This is a genomic window from Kineococcus gypseus (assembly GCF_050871305.1).
Lineage (GTDB): Bacteria > Actinomycetota > Actinomycetes > Actinomycetales > Kineococcaceae > Kineococcus > Kineococcus gypseus.
Map to the genome: position 1 here is coordinate 1 of NZ_JBJLRD010000074.1, position 14,738 is coordinate 14,738.

Below are 14,738 nucleotides of genomic sequence, written 5' to 3' on the forward strand. Positions count from 1 at the left end.
CGGTGGCCTGGTCGTCACCACGCACCGCGGGCTGGAGGCCCTCACCAGGGCGGGCGTCGACGCCGCGACGCTGAACCGCATCGCCGACGCCGCGATCGACGGCATCGCCCTCGACCCCTCGCGCGCGTAGGCGGCCGCCACCCGCCCGGGCCGCCGGCGCCGTTCCCCGCGTCCTGCGGGGAAGTGCCCACACCCCCGGGTGGGCACGGGCAGACTGCCGTCCCGGGGCCGGACGAGCGGGACGAGGAGCACCAGGTGCGACGTGCACGGGCGGGAGCCGCGACCGCGGTGCTGGTCGTGGTGAGCCTCGCCGGCTGCGGCGGCGCCGTGGAGGACGCCGAGGAGCAGCTGAGCGAGCACTTCCTCGACCCGCTCACCGAGGCGGGCATCACCCAGGTCGTGGAGAGCACCTGCCGCTTCGGCACGGACGTCGACGCCGTCTGGCACCTGCAGACCGCCATCCGGCTGCAGGCGCCGCAGCAGGAGGTGGCCGACGTCCTCGCCGCCTCCGACGTCGTCGTCGAGCCCGACCGGGAGCCGCGCCCGGTGTGGCAGGACGGCGTCCAGCTTGGCGGCGGTGGGGGCTGGCCGGGTCAGGGCAGGTACGGCTGGCACGGCGACACCAGCGCCGCGGGCGAGGAGACGCTGCTGCGCGTGGTATTCGACGACGCCGAGCACGACGGTGTGGGCAGCAGCATCGGCTGGGCCGAGCTCTGCCCGGAGGCGGTGGCGGACGGCGGTGCCGGGGCGCCCCCGCCGCGTCGTCGAGCTGAACGCTCCCCGTCCTCGTCCACCCGGTGCGGTGGAGCCCGCAGCCGGCAGCCCGCCCGGCCGCCGGGGCGTGCGGTCGCGTCACCACCCGCCCAGCGCGGCACCGGCAGCCGGGGCGCCCCGCCGCCAGGCGGTGGCCACCGCGTTCTTGCCGGTGTTCTTCGCCTCGTACATCGCCGCGTCGGCCGCGCGCACCAGGTGCGCGCCGCTGAACGGCACGGGGGTGCCGTCGGCGCCACCGGTGGCGGCGACGCCCACGCTGGCCCCGATGCGCACGGCGGTGCCCTCCAGCTGCACCGGCCGGCGCAGCGAGCGCACCAGGTCCTCGGCCAGCCGCGCGCTGTCCTCGCGGTCCAGGCCGTGGACCAGGACGGCGAACTCGTCGCCGCCCAGGCGCGCGCACGTGCTGCCCACCGGCGCCAGGTGGCGCAGGCGCGCGGCGACCTCCACGAGCAGCGCGTCCCCGGCGGCGTGACCGAGCTCGTCGTTGACGGGCTTGAAGTCGTCCAGGTCGACGAAGAGCAGCGAGACCGCGCCGCGGGCCTCGCCGCGGGTCTCCGCCAGGGCCTGCTCGACCGCGTCGCGGAAGGCGGTGCGGTTCAGCAGGCCCGTCAGCCCGTCGGTGCTGGCCTGGCGCGTCAGGGCGTGGTGCACGGCGCTGTTGCGCATCGCCAGGGCGACCTGGTTCATCAAGGAGCGCACGGCCAGCACGGCCTCCTGCGGCACGCGCCCGGGCGCTCCCAGCACCATCCAGCTGCCCTCGGGCTGCCCGGCCAGCGGCAGGGCCAGCCAGGCGCAGCGCCGCCCCACCAGCTCGTCCAGGAGGCCGGTGCCGACGACGGCGCCGTCCTGCCCCGCGGTGGCCGTCACGACCTCGCGGGGCAGCGCGTCGGGCAGGCGCGCGAAGGAGCCCGCGGAACCCGCTGTGGTCAGCGAGCCGTCCGGTCCCGGCAGCAGCACCAGCATGCGCAGCCCCGGGGTGGCCTCGCAGATCCGCCTGCTGGTGGCGCCGGCCTGCTCCAGGATGCGCTGGGGATCGGTCAGCGAGAGCAGCGACTCGCCCACGGAGGCCAGTGCTGCGTCGCGCCCGGCCGCCTCCTCGCGGGAGAACAGGCACGCCGCCAGCAGCCGACCGGTGATGACGACGATGAACATGATCGGCAGGGCGCCCACCACCGGGGCCGGGGACGTCGAGGTGCCCTGCCCGGCCACCAGGGACCACAGCGGCACGCTGGCGACCATGCCCGCGCCGTAGACGGCGCAACGCACCAGGGCCTGGAGCATGGAGCCGTAGAGCCCGCGGAACCACAGGCCGGGGAAGGTGAAGCACAGCACGACCGCCGGCTGGGGGCAGGCCACGGCCACGCACACCAGGCCGACCGCGTCGACGAGGTCGAGCCACAGCGAGCAGCGGCGCAGGACGTACCCGGTGGTCCAGGAGGCGATCAGCAGCCCGGCGCCCAGCAGCGTCCACCCGGCCCCCCCGGGCGTGGGCATCGTCAGCGGCGCGGGCAGGGTCAGCAGCAGCGCGGCCACGGCGGAGACGAGGTAGAGCCAGCGCATGCCCTCCACGGTGGCCTTCGGGCGCTCGAGCCTGAGACCCGACGGGCGCAGCAGCGCAGCCGTCCGGGTCCACACACCGCGCACCGGCACCGCGTCTTCGCGTCCGCCGCTCATCACCCCTCCTCACCACGCGCGCTGTGCTCGATCACTCCTGCCTGACCGGTACGGCCGCGCCGGAACGCATCCTGCACCGACACCTGCGCTTCGTCTGCCGCTCCGAGGCGCTTGAGGGTTCAGGCACCCGGACCACCCGCACGCCGCAGCGCCCACGGACGACCGCCCGTCCACGCCGGACCCCCGGCCGGGCCGGTGCGTCCGTCCGCGGGCGGGGGACGCCGGGAAACCCCGTGACGCCGGTGCTCGCGAGCGGGACGATCGGTGGCGTGGAGGGGGAGGGGACAGGGCGCGTCGAGGTCGTCGTCGCCCACGACGAGCGCGCGACCCTGCGCGTCGGGGACGTGTTCCTCAAGGTGGACGCGGACCGGGCGCGCACCGACGTCGAGGTCCGGGCCATGGCCCTGGCGCCGGTGCCCACCGCGCGCGTCCTGTGGCGCACCCCGCCGGTGCTGGCGCTGGCCGCGGTGCCCGGCGAACCGCTGGGCCGGCTGGGCGAGGCTTCGAGCGCCTCGCCGGCGGCGTGGGCCGCGGCGGGCGCGGCGGTGCGGCGGCTGCACGGGGCGCCGCTGCCGCCGTGGCCCGGCCGGCGCCTGGACGAGGTCGCCGAGCGCCTGGACCGCGAGTGCGGCTGGCTCCTGGCGAACGGCGTGCTGCCCGCCGAGCTGGTCACCCGCAACCGCGAGGTGGCGCGCGCCGTGCTGCGGCCGTGGGCGCCGGTGTTCGCCCACGGCGACCTGCAGACCGGCCACGTGCTCGTCGAGGACGACGAGGTGACCGGGGTGCTCGACTGGTCCGAGGCGGGCCCGGGCGACGCCCTGTTCGACCTCGCCGTCCTGACGCTGGGCCACGAGGAGCGCCTCGGCGACGTCCTGGCCGGGTACGGCGGCGACGCCGACCTGGACGTGGACCTGGACGTGCTCCGCGGGTGGTGGTCCTGGCGGAGCCTGACGGCCGTGCGCTGGCTCCTCCAGCACGGTTTCGACCCGTCGGCGCCGGGCTGCGAGGTCGACGTGCTCCGGGCCCGGCTGTGACGCCGCGCGGGCTGCCGGGGCCGGAGCCGCGCCGCCTCAGACCAGCACCAGCACCCCGGCGCAGACGGACGCGCACGTGCGCACGTGGTTCCACCGCCCCCAGCGGGCCACGTACCGCTCGAACGGGACCCCTGCGGCGGCGAGGCGCTCGTTCAGCGGCACGTGCACCAGGGCCGTCACGGCGAGAACCCCGAGCAGGTACGCCCCGCACCCGGCCACGGCCAGGGGCTGCGCCTGCCGCACCGCCAGGACGCCGAGCGCCGCGCACGCCGCCGCCGTCGCGAACAGCGCCACCAGCAGGGGCGCCCGCACGGCGAGCGCGTTCACCGAGCGCATGGCCTCGGCGCCGCGCTCCCCGGGCAGGCGCGCCAGGGCCGGCAGGACGAACCCGGAGAACGCGAAGAACACGCCGCCCACCAGCAGGCAGCCCGTGCCGGCGAGCAGGGTCAGGACGCGCACCGGTCCCACGCCCCGCCGGCCGCCGCGCGCCGCGCGTACTCCTCGAAGGGGCGCGCCGGCCGCCCCAGGGCTCGCCGCACCCCGTCGCCGAGGTGCTGCCCGCGCCCGTCGAGCACCTCGGTGAACAGGTACCGCAGCAGCGAGACGACCTCGGCGGGAACCCCCTGCGCGGCCAGTTCCTCGGCGTGCTGCTGCGCGGGCACCCGTTCGTAGCGGACCGCGCGGCCCGTGGCGGTGGAGATGCGTTCCAGCGCCTCGGGGAAGGACAGCAGCTGCGGCCCGGTCACCTCGTAGGTGGCGCCGGCGTGCCGCTCGTCGAGCAGCGCGGCGGCGGCGACGTCGGCGACGTCCTCCACGTCGACGAACGGCTCGCGCACCAGCTCGTCCACCGGCAGGCGCACCAGCCCGGCGCGCACGTCCTCCACGAGGAACTTCTCGTCGAAGTCCTGCATGAAGAAGCTCGCGCGCACCACGGTCACCGGTACCGGTGCGCCCGCGGCGCGCACCGCCTCCTCGGCGCGCTGCGCCTGCTCCTCCCCGCGCCCGGAGAGCAGCACCAGCCGCTCCAGGCCGCGCTCGCGGGCCAGGCCGGCCAGGGCCGCGACCGCTCCCGGGGCGCCGGGCACGGCCAGGTCGGGGGCGAAGGCGAGGTAGGCGGCGCGGGTGCCGTCGAGGACCGGGCCCCAGGTGGCCGGCTCGGACCAGTCGAAGGCCGGTCCGGCCCGGCGCGAGCCGATGCGCACGGGGCAGCCGGCGGCGGCGATCCGGCGGGCCACCCGGCGCCCGCTGGTGCCGGTGCCGCCGAGGACGAGGACGGGTCGGGGGTCTGGGGAGGTGTCGTTCACGGCTCCCAGCCAAGCGCCGCAGCGAGCGCACCGACATGGTCGTGACCCGCAGGAGCATGCGCCGCAGTCTCACCGGGAAGGGGGTGCGGGTCGTACGCTCGCTCCTCGTGGACCCCTTGGCCGGTCTGCTCCAGGACCCGCGGGCGCGGGGCGCCTTCGTGCTGCGCTGCGAGTTCGACCCGCCCTGGGCGCTGCGCGTGCAGGACGAGGCGCCCCTGAGCGTCGTGGCGCTCGTGCGCGGCGGCGCGTGCCTGGTGCCCGACGGCGGTGGCGCGCACCACCTGCGCGCCGGCGACGTCGCCGTGGTGCAGGGACCGCAGCCGTACCTCGTCGCGGATGCGCCCACCACTCCCGTGCAGGCGGTGATCCACCCCGGCCAGCGCTGCACCACCCCCGACGGCGTGCAGGTGCCGCTGACGTGGCAGGGCACCCGCACGTGGGGAGGCTCCCGCGAGGGGGCCACCCGGCTGCTCACCGGCACCTACCGGCGGCCCGGTGAGATCAGCCGGCGCCTGCTCAGCGCCCTGCCGCGCACCGTCGTGGTGCGCGCGGGCCCCAGCACCGACGCCCTCGTCGACTGGCTCTCGCGCGAGGTCGAGCGCGAGGAACCCGGCCAGGACGCCGTGCTGGACCGCCTGCTGGACCTGCTCCTGGTCGCGGTGCTGCGCACCTGGCTGGCGCGGCCGGACGTCCGCGCGCCCGGCTGGTACGCCGCCGCCGGCGACCCCGTCGTCGGTCCCGCCCTGCGGCTGCTGCAGTCGGCGCCGCAGCGCTCCTGGAGCGTGGCCGCGCTGGCCGCCGAGGTCGGCACGAGCCGAGCCACCCTGGCCCGGCGCTTCACCGACCTGGTCGGCGAGCCGCCCATGGCGTACCTGACCTCCTGGCGCCTGGACCTGGCCGCCGACCTGCTGCGCGAGCCCGGCGCCACCGTCGCGGCGGTGGCCCGCCGCGTCGGCTACGGCAGCCCCTTCGCGCTCAGCGCCGCGTTCAAGCGCGAGCGCGGCACCAGCCCCAGCCGGTACCGCGCCGGGCGGGAGGAGGAACCGGCGGGTCCGGCGGGTTCCCCGGGGCCCTGACGCACGGGCGGGAGCGCCACGGGCGGACGCTCCCGCAGCGCGCCGGTGCGAGCGGTGGCGGTCGGGGCGATCCGTGCGCTGTGATGCGCGGGTGAGCGCTCCCGCCCGGTTCAAGGACCTGTGCCTCGACGCCCGCGACCACCAGGCCCTGGCCGACTGGTGGTGCCGGGCCATGGGGTACCGCCGCCACGTCGGGCCCGGCGGTCCCCGCCCGGCGTCCGACCCGGTGCCGATCGTCGACACCACCGGTGCGGGACCGCTGCTGTGGGTGGTGCCCGTGCCCGAGGAGAAGGTGGTCAAGAACCGCATGCACCACGACGTCGTGGGCGACGTCGACGCCCTCCTCGCGTTGGGGGCCGTCCTGGTGCGCCGCCGCGGCGAGGACCGGGCCTGGGACGTGCTGGCCGACCCGGAGGGCAACGAGTTCTGCGTCTTCGCGCCGTGAGCGGGCGGCGCCGCGTCGCCGATGAGTTCGGCGGCCGCGGCGGGTCGGAAGGGTGTCGGCCCGGACCCGCCGGGCGGCGAGGGCCACCCGGCCCGGTCCCCAGGAGGTCCCCGTGGTCGCCAGCCTCAGCCCCTACGTCTCCCTCCCCGGCACCGCCCGCGAGGCGCTGGAGTTCTACCGCTCGGTGCTCGGCGGGCAGGTGGGCATCTCCACGTTCGCCGAGTTCGGCGCGGGCGGCGAGGGCGTCGACCCCGACGGCGTCATGCACGGCCAGCTCGACACCCCGTCCGGTTTCACGCTCATGGTCTCCGACGCGATGCCCGGGATGTCCTCGGCCACCGGCGGCAACCTCGCCCTGTGCCTCTTCGGCGACGACCTCGAGCTGCTGCGCGGGTTCTTCACGGGCCTGGCCGAGGGCGGGAAGGTCACCACGCCGCTGGAGGCGCAGGTGTGGGGCGACCAGTACGGCGCCCTGACCGACCGCTTCGGCGTCGACTGGATGGTCAACGTCTCCGCCCCCGCCCACGCCTGAGCGGAGCCGGCGGCGTTGACGGTGCCCGCGCCCGCGCTCCACAGTGCTCGCGTGGAGCGGCGGATCGACACCGACCCGGCGGGCCCGCGCGGCGCCGTGGACGGGTGGGCGCTCGAGACGGGCCCGCTGGTGACCGCCGCGTGGCTGCTGGTCGTGCTGGCCCTGGCCGGCGCCTACGGAGCCGGGGTGCTGTGGCCCTACTACGCCAACGACCTGGACGCCGTGCCGCTGGCGCAGGTCGCCTCCGGCGCGCACGACCCGAAGGGCCTGTGGCCGGCGGTGGGCGGGCCTGCGTGGCTGCACGACGTGGGCGCGTGGTCCCTGGGGGCGCTCCTGCTGCTGCTGCCCTCGGCGGTGCTGAGCGTGTTCGCGCTCCTCTCGGCGCGCCGGCGGGCCCGGCGCGGGCGAGTGCTCGTCCTCGCGCTCGTCCTGAGCGTCTCGGTGGCGGTGGTGGCGGTCCAGCTCTCGCCCCTCGGCAGGGCGCTGGCGAGCTGGGTGCTCGACTGACGCGCCGGGCTCGTGCGGCGGCGTCCCCGTGGCGCCGCCGGGAGCGACGAGTCCCCGGGCTCCGGGCGGTCCACACCACTGACGACACCGAGACCGACGACACCGGCACCGACGACAGGAGAGCACCGTGCCCGAGATCACCAAGGGACCCGCGTCCTACTTCCCCGCGATCGAGGCGAAGTACGGGCACCCCGTCGCGCACTGGCAGCGGCTGCTGCGCGAGCACCGCGCCCACCACCCCGACGCCCGGCACACGGAGCAGGTCGCCTGGCTCAAGAGCGAGCACGGCATGGGCCACGGGCACGCCAACGCGCTGGTGGCCGCCACCCGCGCCGAGGACGAGCGCGCCTGACCCGCCCGCGCCCGGGCAGCCCACCGCCGCCGGTCCCCCCCCGGCGTCAGCGCCGCCGACGCCCCGTGCGTCGGCCGGGTGCTCGGCCACCCCTGCGCGCACCGCGTCGCCGAGCTGCAGCGCGTCACCGCCGCCGCGCAGGGCTGACGCCCGCACCCGCGCGGGGGGACCTGCGGCGGACCCGGGCCGCGACCCGCGGCGGACCCGCCGGGTGCGCGCCGGCTGCCACGATGCCCCCACCCGAGACCGACCCCAGGGGGAGAACCGTGGACCAGCCCCAGCCGCCCGGCCCCGCGCCGGCCCTCGCCCTGCGCGGGCTGACGAAGCGGTTCGGCGACACCCTCGCCGTCGACGCCCTCGACCTCGACGTGCCGGCCGGCTCGTTCTTCGGCGTCGTGGGCCCCAACGGCGCGGGCAAGACCACCACCCTGTCCATGGCCACCGGGCTGCTGCGCCCCGACGCCGGGCGCGCGTTCGTCCTCGGCGCCGACCTGTGGGCCGACCCGATCGCCGGCAAGCGCCTGCTGGGCGTGCTGCCCGACGGGGTGCGGCTGTTCGACCGCCTCACCGGCACCGAGCTCGTGCGCTACGCCGGCCTGCTGCGCGGGGTGCCGCGCGAGGTCGTCGAGCAGCGCGTGCCCGAGCTGCTCGACGCCCTGGGCCTGGCCGACGCCGCCGGCACCCTCGTCGTGGACTACTCCGCCGGCATGACGAAGAAGGCGGCGCTGGCGTGCGCGCTCGTGCACGCCCCGCGCCTGCTCGTGCTCGACGAGCCCTTCGAGGCCGTCGACCCCGTCAGCGGCGCCACCATCCGCTCGCTGCTGACCTCCTACGTCGCCGGCGGCGGCACCGTGGTGCTCTCCAGCCACGTCATGGACCTGGTGGAGCGGATGTGCGACCACGTCGCCGTCATCTCCGCCGGGCGCGTGCTGGCCGCCGGCGACCTGGCCAGCGTGCGCGGGGCCGGCACGCTGGAGGAGCGCTTCGTCGACCTCGTCGGCGGCGGGCGCGACCTGACCGGCTCCCTGGACTGGCTGCGCTGATGATCGCCACCCTGGTGCGCCTGAAGCTGACCCTGCTGCGCAACGGCCTGCGGCGCAGCCCGTGGCAGGTCGTGGCCCTGGTGCTGGGCCTGCTCTACGCCGTCTCGGTCGTCACCGTCGTGGGTGCCGGGCTGGTCGCGCTGCGCTTCACCGGCGCCGACGTGGCCGGGGCCGTGGTCGTCGGCGCCGGGACGCTGGCGGTGCTGGGCTGGGCGCTGCTGCCGCTGGTCGCCTTCGGCGTGGACGAGACGCTGGACCCGGCGCGCTTCGCCACCTCCGCGGTGCCGCGCCGCCAGCTCGTGCCCGGACTGCTGCTGGCCGGGTTCGTGGGCCTGCCCGGCCTGGTCACGCTGCTGCTGTCGCTGGCCGCCGCCGCGGCGCTGGCGCGCTCGCTGCCCGCCGCCGCGATCGCCGTGGCCGGCGCGCTGCTCGGGGCGCTGACCGCCGTGGCCGCCTCCCGCGCCAGCACCACCGCGGCCGCCGCGCTGCTGCGCGCGCGCCGCGCCCGCGACGTCGTCGTCCTCGTCGTCGGCCTGCTCGTCGTGCTGCTGGGCCCGGGCATCAACCTCGTCGCCCAGCGCGTCGAGGGCGGCGCCGGGGACCTGGCCGGGCTCGGGCGCGACGCCGCCGCCGTGGCCGGCTGGACGCCGCCGGGCTTCGCCTGGGCCGCCGGCGCGGACGCCGCCGCCGGGCGCTGGGGCACCGCGCTGCTGCGCCTGGTGCTGGCCGCGGCCGTGCTGGCCGCCGTGCTGGGCGCCTGGGCGCTGGCCCTGGGCCGCTCGGGCACCGGGCCGGCCACCGGCGGCGGGCCCGCCCGCAGCGCGGCGGTGCGCGGCGGGGGGCTGCTGGAGCGGCTGCCGGCCACGCCCGCCGGGGCCGTGGCCCGCCGCTGCCTGACCTACTGGCGCCGCGACCCGCGCTACCTCGTCTCCGCCGGCTCCCTGGCGGTGGTGCCGCTGCTGCTGGTGGTGCTGCCGCTGTCCGCCGGCGACGGCAGCGGGCGCTGGCTGCTCGCCACCGGTCCGCTCGTCGCGTTCGTCACCGGCTGGTCGCTGCACGACGACGTGGCCTACGACCACTCCGCGTTCGCCCTGCACGTGGCCGCGGGCGTGCGCGGGCGCGACGACCGCGCCGGGCGCGTGCTGGCCGCGGCCGCCTGGCAGGTGCCCGTGGTGCTCGTCCTCGCCGTCGCCGGCGCCCTGGTGCCCGGGCGTGCCGACCTGCTGCCGGCGGTGCTCGGCGCCTGCGCGGCGCTGCTCGGCGCCGGCTACGGCGTCTCCAGCGTGGCCAGCGCCCTGGTGCCGTACCCGGTCGCCGCCCCCGGCGGCAACCCCTTCTCCACCCCGCGCGGTGCCGCCACGGCCACCGTGCTCGTGCAGCTCGCCACCACCGCCGCCACCACCGTCCTGGCGCTGCCGGCGCTGGTCGCGCTGGTGCTGGCGCTGACGTGGACGCCGTGGGCGGGCGCGGCCGGCCTCGTCGTCGGCCTCGCCCTCGGCGGGCTGTGGACGTGGCTGGGCGTCACCCGCGGCGGCGCCCTGCTCGACCGCCGCGCCCCCGAGGTGCTGGCGGTGGTCAGCCGCTCGTGAGCGGTCCCGGCGGTGTGCCCGGGGGCGTGCCCGGCGGTTCGAGCACCGCCCTGGCGCTGGCCGTGGTGCTGCTGGCCGCCCTCGCGGTGGGCGCCGGGCGCCTGGGGGGCCTGCGCCAGGGCCGCGAGGTCGTCGTGGCCACCGCGCGCGCGGTCGTGCAGGTGCTGGCCGTGGGCCTGGTGCTCGGCGCGGTGCTGCGCACCCCCGCCCTGGCGCCGCTGTACCTGGCGCTGGCCCTGGCGGTGGCGTCGTGGACCTCCGCCCGGCGGCTGGGCGCGCTGCGCACCTGGCCGCTGACGGCTGCGGCGATCGCCGCAGGCACCGCCCCGGCCATCGCTGTCGTCGTGGCCACTGGGGCCCTGCCGGCGCAGGCGCTGCAGGTGGTGCCCTTCACCGCCCAGCTCGTCGGGGGCGCGATGGGCGCCACCACCCTGGCCGGCCGGCGCCTGCTCGACGACGCCGCCGAGCGCTGGGACCTCGTGGAGGGCTGGCTCGCCCTGGGCGCCACCCCGGCGCGGGCGGTGGCCGACCTCGGGCGCACCGCCGCCGCGCGCGCCCTGGCCCCGGCGCTGGACCAGACCCGCAACGTCGGCCTGGTCACCCTGCCCGGCGCCTTCGTCGGGCTGCTGCTGGGCGGGGCCACGCCGCTGCAGGCGGCCCGCGTGCAGCTGCTCGTCCTCGTCGGGCTCGTGGCCGCCGAGACCGTCGCGGCGGTGCTCGTCACGCGGCTGCTGGGGGCGCGGGTGCGCACCCGGCCCGCGCGCTGAGCCCCCGCCGGCGACGGAGGGCCCCGGGGGACGACGAAGGGCCCCGTCCAGCGGTGGACGGGGCCCTCCGGGGTCAGGCGAGGTTGCTCAGAGAGCGCGGACCTGGTCGGCCTGCGGGCCCTTCTGGCCCTGGGTGACCTCGAACTCCACGCGCTGGTTCTCCTCCAGCGAGCGGTAGCCGTTGCCGGTGATCGCCGAGTAGTGGACGAAGACGTCGGGACCGCCGCCGTCCTGCTCGATGAAGCCGTAACCCTTCTCAGCGTTGAACCACTTGACGGTGCCCTGGGCCATTCCTACTCCAACACGTTCCAGTCGGTGCGGGACCCGCGCTCGTGCGGGCCCCGGGCTGAGTGGGAACGCCACGCCGGTCCCGGCCGGGGCCGGGGCCGCGCGACGCCCGCAACGAACTCCGCGGGCGTTCAGAACGATCGAGGAGCTGCGCTAGCTGCAGCCGTTCGGAAGCTAACACGACACCCGTGACCGTGCGCAAGACCTCGATCGCGCCGCCCCCCGCCCGGGTGACCGAGCGTGACTGCATCGCGACCGCACTGTGATCACGCGGGGTCGTCGAGGGGGTGCGCCGCGTCGAGGGCCGCCACCGCCAGCACCACGCAGGCCGCGGTCCAGCCCAGCGGGGCGGGCCCGCCGGGGGAGCCGTCGGCGGTCACCTTCTCCGGCAGGCTGCCCCACGGCGCCCGGTGCCGCGCCAGCCAGCCCAGCCAGCGCCGGGCCTGCTGCTCGCGCCCGGAGGAGGCCGCCGCCAGCGCCACCAGCGCCACCTCCGGCGTCCACGAGACGCCGTCGGCCTTCCAGCCCGCGCCCGGGGCCAGCCCGCCGGCGGGGCGCAGCGCCCGCACCTGGTACGCGTCGAAGGCCGCCAGCACCGGCGCGGCCGGCACCTCCGGCGCGAAGGGCGGCAGCAGGAACGTCACCGCCGCGTCCACCCCGCCGGTCTCCACGCCCGGCACGGCGTAGCGCTCGTAACCGCCCGGGGCGAAGCGCTCGTGCAGCAGCGCCTCCAGGGAGCCCGCGGCCGCGCGCAGCCGGCGCGCGCGGGTGCGCTCGCCCAGCAGCGGGTGCAGCCCGGCCGAGGCGCGCAGGCCCGCCACCAGCGGCGCCACCGTGCCCAGGGTCAGCTCCGCCTCGCGGCGCTCCCAGTAGTCCGAGGACGGCGCGGGCAGCGCGGTGCCGTCGGCGGTGGCCGCCAGCGCGAAGCGCGTGGCGCCCTCCAGCAGCCCGCGCAGCGGCTCCAGCTCGGCGCGCGCCCGCGCCGGGGAGGGCGCGTCGGCCAGCACCCTCCCCAGCGCCCACAGCGCCCAGCCGGCGCCGTCGGCCTGCCGCCCGCGCCCGTCGGGGGTGCCGCTGCCGTCGAGCAGGTAGCGCGCCTCGAAGCCGCCGTCGGCGTGCTGCACCCGCGCCAGGAAGCCCAGCACGCGCAGCGCCTCCTCGCGGTGGCCGGTGGCCGACAGCGCCACGGCGGCGAAGGCGGAGTCGCGCGGCCAGGCGTAGGCCCACCGGTCGGCGGGCCCGGCGGCGACGGCGCCGTTCGCGCCGGTCAGCGCGCGCAGGTCCAGCAGCGCCCGGCGCACCAGCGCCTCGTGCGGCCCGCCGGCCCCGGGCACCTCGCCGGCCGCCAGCCAGGCCGCGTCCTGCGCGGGGTCGGGCGCCGGTGCGCCGCCCGCGCCGCGCCAGGAGGCGTCGTTGAGCAGCACCGGGGCGGGCACCGCCTCGGAGCGCTCGGGCAGCGCGGTGAGGGTCAGGCCCGCCACCAGGCCCGCCACCACCGCCAGGACCGCCGCGCCGCGCCGCGCCACGGGCCACCTCCTGCTCGCCGTCGACCGCCGGGGTGCGGCGGGGGTCCGGCGACCGTAACCGCTGCCCGGGGCGGCGGTCAGCGGTTCGCCCGGGTCCGCGGCCGGCGGGGAGCGAGCGGGAGCGCGGGGCGGTGCGGCGGCCTCAGGGCAGCGCGGCGCCGATGAGGACGCGGGCGGCCTCGCGCGCGTGCCGGGCCGCCTCGGGGCTGCCGGCGATCGCGGCGGTGGTCTGGGCGCCCTCGGCGAGGAGGGCCAGCTGCGGGGCCAGGGCGGGGGGTGCGCCGGCCTCCGCGGCGACCTCGGCGAGGTAGCGCTGGAAGGACTCCTTGTGCTCGCGGGCCAGCTGCGCCAGGTGCGGCGAGACGGCGCCCAGCTCGCCGAAGGCGTTGATGAACGCGCAGCCGCGGTAGCCGTCGGTGCCGAACCAGTCCTCGAGGAAGTCGTAGACGGCGAGCAGCCGGTCCCGCGGGGTGCCGGCCGAGCCCACCGCCGCGCTCACCCCGCGCGTCCACTCCTCGTGCCGGGCGTGCAGGACGGCCTCGATGAGGGCGGTCTTGGAGGGGTAGAGCTGGTAGATGCGCTTGAGCGCGACGCCGGAGGCGGCCCGCAGCTCGTCCATGGAGACCGCCTGGTAGCCGCGCTCGGCGAAGAGCCGCGCGGCCGCGTCCAGGACGCGCTCCGCGGCCGCCGCGCCGACCTCGCCGACCTCGTCCCGCACTGCCACCGCTCCAGCGTACGCCCGCGAGAGCGCTCGTTCTCACGTCGGGCCCCCCACCCCTTGACAGTGAGAACGGTCGTTCTCTAGCGTCGCGGCCGGCGGCGTCGACCACGCCGCGCGACCCCAGCACCGAGGAGACGAGCATGGCCACCCTCACCGTCACCCACTCCGGCGAGACCCTCGAGCTGCACTACGACGACCGCGGCAGCGGGCAGCCCGTCGTCCTCATCCACGGCTACCCCCTCGACGGCGACTCCTGGTCCGCCCAGAGCGCCGCGCTGCTCGAGGCCGGGTACCGCGTCGTCACCTACGACCGCCGCGGCTTCGGGCGCTCATCGAAGGTCGAGAGCGGCTACGACTACGACACCTTCGCCGCGGACCTCAACGCGTTGCTGGAGCAGCTGGACCTGCGCGACGCGGTCCTCGTGGGCTTCTCCATGGGCACCGGCGAGGTGGCGCGCTACCTCAGCCGCTACGGCTCGGCGCGCGTGGCCAAGGTGGCCTTCCTGGCCAGCCTGGAGCCCTTCCTGCTGCGCACCGACGACAACCCCACCGGCGCGGTCGACCAGGCCTTCATCGACGGCTCCATCGCCACCGTCAAGGAGGACCGTACCGCCTGGTTCGACTCCTTCTTCGACAACTTCTACAACCTCTCCGACACGCTGGGCACCCGCCTGACCCAGGAGCAGCTCGACGAGAGCAAGCGCGTGGCGCAGCAGTCGGGCGAGGTGGCGGCCTGGGCCGCGGTGCCCACCTGGATCACCGACTTCCGCGCCGACATCCCGAAGATCGACGTGCCTGCGCTGATCCTGCACGGCACCGCCGACCACGTGCTGCCGATCGAGTCCACCGGCCGCCCCTTCCACGAGGCGCTGCCCTCGGCCACCTACGTCGAGGTCGACGGCGCCCCGCACGGCCTGCTGGCCACCCACGCGGACGAGGTCACCCGCGCCCTGCTCGACTTCCTCGGCCGCCCCGCGGCCTGACGCGACCGGCGGCGCCGTCCTCCCGGGCGGCGCCGCCCCCGCGCCGTCGTGCGCGGCCGGGCCGGCGTGCCGGCCCGCGGCGGCGGTCGCCGCCGCGCCCTTCTGCGACCGCCGCCCCGCCTT

Annotated in this window: 17 protein-coding genes; 10 read left to right on the forward strand and 7 right to left on the reverse strand. The window is 77.8% G+C overall.

From position 1 onward, the window contains the following. Nucleotides 1-593 precede the first annotated feature (593 nt). Complete coding sequence (locus ACRYMN_RS19435; protein ID WP_432498741.1) at nt 594-794, reverse strand: hypothetical protein; 201 nt, start codon at nt 792-794, stop codon at nt 594-596. 58 nt (nt 795-852) lie between these two features. After that, nucleotides 853-2,448, reverse strand: coding sequence for a diguanylate cyclase domain-containing protein (locus ACRYMN_RS19440; protein WP_432498743.1), 1,596 nt, complete (start codon nt 2,446-2,448; stop codon nt 853-855). A gap of 269 nt (nt 2,449-2,717) precedes the next feature. On the opposite strand from ACRYMN_RS19440, the gene ACRYMN_RS19445 reads away from it, so the two are divergent. Continuing rightward, nucleotides 2,718-3,482, forward strand: a complete 765-nt coding sequence (locus ACRYMN_RS19445) for a phosphotransferase family protein (protein WP_432498745.1) — start codon at nt 2,718-2,720, stop codon at nt 3,480-3,482. 36 nt (nt 3,483-3,518) lie between these two features. Here ACRYMN_RS19445 and ACRYMN_RS19450 read toward each other — a convergent pair whose 3' ends face one another. Beyond that, nucleotides 3,519-3,941 carry an anthrone oxygenase family protein gene (locus ACRYMN_RS19450; protein WP_432498748.1) on the reverse strand — a complete coding sequence of 141 codons (423 nt, stop codon included), beginning with the start codon at nt 3,939-3,941 and terminating at the stop codon, nt 3,519-3,521. After that, the gene (locus tag ACRYMN_RS19455) at nt 3,929-4,786 is read right to left on the reverse strand and encodes an NmrA family NAD(P)-binding protein (RefSeq protein ID WP_432498751.1); all 858 of its coding nucleotides are present in this window, start codon (nt 4,784-4,786) and stop codon (nt 3,929-3,931) included. Before ACRYMN_RS19455 ends, ACRYMN_RS19450 begins: the two co-directional genes overlap by 13 nt. A gap of 107 nt (nt 4,787-4,893) precedes the next feature. On the opposite strand from ACRYMN_RS19455, the gene ACRYMN_RS19460 reads away from it, so the two are divergent. From ACRYMN_RS19460 to ACRYMN_RS19495, 8 genes are all read left to right on the forward strand, one after another. After that, nucleotides 4,894-5,862, forward strand: coding sequence for an AraC family transcriptional regulator (locus ACRYMN_RS19460; protein WP_432498754.1), 969 nt, complete (start codon nt 4,894-4,896; stop codon nt 5,860-5,862). Between the two features lie 91 nt (nt 5,863-5,953). Continuing rightward, complete coding sequence (locus tag ACRYMN_RS19465; protein WP_432498756.1) at nt 5,954-6,307, forward strand: VOC family protein; 354 nt, start codon at nt 5,954-5,956, stop codon at nt 6,305-6,307. Nucleotides 6,308-6,419: 112 nt separating this feature from the next. Then, nucleotides 6,420-6,839 (forward strand): VOC family protein, encoded by a 420-nt coding sequence (locus ACRYMN_RS19470; RefSeq protein ID WP_432498758.1) that lies wholly within the window; start codon nt 6,420-6,422, stop codon nt 6,837-6,839. A 51-nt stretch (nt 6,840-6,890) separates the two neighbouring features. Further along, nucleotides 6,891-7,346 carry a hypothetical protein gene (locus ACRYMN_RS19475; RefSeq protein ID WP_432498760.1) on the forward strand — a complete coding sequence of 152 codons (456 nt, stop codon included), beginning with the start codon at nt 6,891-6,893 and terminating at the stop codon, nt 7,344-7,346. Between the two features lie 127 nt (nt 7,347-7,473). Beyond that, nucleotides 7,474-7,698, forward strand: coding sequence for a DUF4287 domain-containing protein (locus ACRYMN_RS19480; RefSeq protein ID WP_432498763.1), 225 nt, complete (start codon nt 7,474-7,476; stop codon nt 7,696-7,698). Nucleotides 7,699-7,928: 230 nt separating this feature from the next. Further along, on the forward strand, nt 7,929-8,741 hold the full coding sequence (locus ACRYMN_RS19485) for an ABC transporter ATP-binding protein (RefSeq protein WP_432498765.1): 813 nt from the start codon (nt 7,929-7,931) through the stop codon (nt 8,739-8,741). After that, a complete protein-coding gene (locus ACRYMN_RS19490; protein ID WP_432498768.1) occupies nt 8,741-10,330 on the forward strand; it encodes a transporter in 1,590 nt (529 codons plus the stop codon). Before ACRYMN_RS19485 ends, ACRYMN_RS19490 begins: the two co-directional genes overlap by 1 nt. Continuing rightward, nucleotides 10,327-11,097, forward strand: coding sequence for an ABC transporter permease (locus ACRYMN_RS19495; protein WP_432498771.1), 771 nt, complete (start codon nt 10,327-10,329; stop codon nt 11,095-11,097). The genes ACRYMN_RS19490 and ACRYMN_RS19495 overlap by 4 nt, the downstream gene beginning before the upstream one ends. 87 nt (nt 11,098-11,184) lie before the next feature. Here the strand turns inward: ACRYMN_RS19495 and ACRYMN_RS19500 are convergent, their stop codons facing one another. The 3 genes from ACRYMN_RS19500 to ACRYMN_RS19510 all read right to left on the reverse strand — a co-directional run bounded on the left by ACRYMN_RS19500 (nt 11,185) and on the right by ACRYMN_RS19510 (nt 13,635). Continuing rightward, nucleotides 11,185-11,388: a cold-shock protein gene (locus ACRYMN_RS19500; protein ID WP_166613239.1), complete on the reverse strand. Its 204-nt coding sequence runs from the start codon at nt 11,386-11,388 to the stop codon at nt 11,185-11,187. A gap of 263 nt (nt 11,389-11,651) precedes the next feature. After that, nucleotides 11,652-12,911 carry a glycoside hydrolase family 15 gene (locus ACRYMN_RS19505; RefSeq protein WP_432498774.1) on the reverse strand — a complete coding sequence of 420 codons (1,260 nt, stop codon included), beginning with the start codon at nt 12,909-12,911 and terminating at the stop codon, nt 11,652-11,654. Nucleotides 12,912-13,053: 142 nt separating this feature from the next. Beyond that, nucleotides 13,054-13,635, reverse strand: coding sequence for a TetR/AcrR family transcriptional regulator (locus tag ACRYMN_RS19510; protein WP_432498777.1), 582 nt, complete (start codon nt 13,633-13,635; stop codon nt 13,054-13,056). Nucleotides 13,636-13,772: 137 nt separating this feature from the next. On the opposite strand from ACRYMN_RS19510, the gene ACRYMN_RS19515 reads away from it, so the two are divergent. Further along, nucleotides 13,773-14,615, forward strand: coding sequence for an alpha/beta fold hydrolase (locus ACRYMN_RS19515; protein ID WP_432498780.1), 843 nt, complete (start codon nt 13,773-13,775; stop codon nt 14,613-14,615). The last annotated feature ends 123 nt before the right edge of the window (nt 14,616-14,738 follow it).

Coding starts and splice junctions, on each gene's coding strand:
- ACRYMN_RS19515 (WP_432498780.1), top strand. CDS start 13,773: ATGGCCACCCTCACCGTCACCCACTCCGGCGAGACCCTCGAGCTGCAC.
- ACRYMN_RS19440 (WP_432498743.1), bottom strand. CDS start 2,448: ATGAGCGGCGGACGCGAAGACGCGGTGCCGGTGCGCGGTGTGTGGACC.
- ACRYMN_RS19490 (WP_432498768.1), top strand. CDS start 8,741: ATGATCGCCACCCTGGTGCGCCTGAAGCTGACCCTGCTGCGCAACGGC.
- ACRYMN_RS19485 (WP_432498765.1), top strand. CDS start 7,929: ATGCCCCCACCCGAGACCGACCCCAGGGGGAGAACCGTGGACCAGCCC.
- ACRYMN_RS19500 (WP_166613239.1), bottom strand. CDS start 11,388: ATGGCCCAGGGCACCGTCAAGTGGTTCAACGCTGAGAAGGGTTACGGC.